This window comes from Pseudonocardia sp. Ae331_Ps2, assembly GCF_001932405.1.
GTDB lineage: Bacteria > Actinomycetota > Actinomycetes > Mycobacteriales > Pseudonocardiaceae > Pseudonocardia.
The window spans coordinates 627193-628622 of sequence record NZ_MCIM01000001.1 but is presented as its reverse complement, the minus strand read 5'-3'; the positions used below and the strand labels follow the sequence as shown (position 1 = coordinate 628622).

Annotated in this window: 2 protein-coding genes; both read right to left on the bottom strand. The window is 66.7% G+C overall.

Annotated features, from left to right (window positions below):
- Positions 1–108: 108 nt before the first annotated feature.
- Positions 109–405, bottom strand: a complete 297-nt coding sequence (locus tag Ae331Ps2_RS03105; protein WP_139318958.1) for a diiron oxygenase — start codon at positions 403–405, stop codon at positions 109–111.
- A 686-nt stretch (positions 406–1091) separates the two neighbouring features.
- On the bottom strand, positions 1092–1430 hold a 339-nt coding region (locus tag Ae331Ps2_RS03100), incomplete at its 5' end, for a LysR family transcriptional regulator substrate-binding protein (RefSeq protein ID WP_139319236.1).

The following is a 1430-nucleotide window of genomic DNA, read 5'->3' as shown; positions in this document are numbered from 1 at the left end:
AGGACAGCGGTGTAGGTGACAGGATCAGACATGCAGGACCTCGGTGACGGTGTCGATCTGTGCTGGACCGAACCGATCTACCGGGGTCCTGCCCCGTTCCCGCTCATCTCACCACCCTCGGCGTGTCGCCACGACCTGCCACCCCGCTACTGAGAACACCTCATTGAGGCTGTAGAAGTGGCCACTTTCCCACTTCGAGATCTCTTGCAAGGTCTTTTCGTCCAGCTCGCGGGCTGCCGACGTGCCGTGAACTGTCATCAGCTCAGGGCTCATCCAGTAGCCATCCACGTCCAACCTGTCCGGCCAGGCGAACCGCTTGTAGGGGTTGTAGTAGTCAGCTTCCGCAGCAGCGCTCAGGCGATCCACGACTGACTGCAGCTGGTCTTCGTGAGTCTTGGTGGGCACGACGTCGGGCTCCTCCCAGACGGGCGCTCGGGACGTGTGCGCCACCGAGGTCCCGCCCATTGGTGCTACCGGTTTGGTAGTACCGATGCACGATAGTGTGACGGCTTGCGTGATGCAAGACACGTACGAGATCGACTCTGGGCAAGATGTTGGCGCAGGTGCGGTGCGCAGACTGCTGTTCAGTCGCAGATGCGTCTTTGATTCAGACCTCTTGACAAGAGCGATCGGCAGGAGGTGGCTGGCGATGAGGTGCTCCCGCCTGGTGTGCCGGGCATCCCACTGGGGCAGCAGGGCAGCAGCTCCAGTACCGACGACACCATGACCGAGGAGCGCGCCGGACGCGGGTTGTCCTCGGTGAAGGTGAAGGACGAAGTCCGCGAACTTCCTTCTGAACTGGCCACGCGGGTTCGATTCCCGGCGCCCGCTCAGGGGGTCCTAGCAGCGGAAACGGTGCCCACCCCTGATCATGGAAGGGCTGCCGTCCCGCGTTCGTACCAGGAGGTGGCATAGGCGGTTGTGGCGCCCACCGTTCGATCTTGGGAGTGATCTGTCTTCTAGCGCCCCGCCGATCGGTCGACACGAGCCGTCTGGACGAGACCGACCGTGCCGGACACAAAGCTGCGCCTCGATGAACTGGTGGAGGGGGCGCGCCACGGACGGTCATCGACGACACCGGCGGAGTCCTCTCAGCTCGCCTGCTCCCCACCCGGCGGCCGCCCCGCAGACCGGATCACCCACGAGCGCAGCGCCCGCGCCGCCGGCGATGTCGTTGCGCCGTACAGCACGCCGATCGTGGGGTGCGGGGTTGCGGGTACCACCTCGTGCACCCCGACGGCGGGGCCCGGCCGCGCGACGGCCGAGGCGGCCATCAGCGCGACCCCGAGGCCGGCGGCGACGAGGTCGCGGACCCCGTCGGGCGATGACGCCTCGAAACGGACCGGCAGGTCCACGCCGAGCCGGGTGGCGAGGCCGTCGAGGAGCTTCCGCAGCCCGCTGCCGACCGGCAGGGACACGAACGGCTCGCC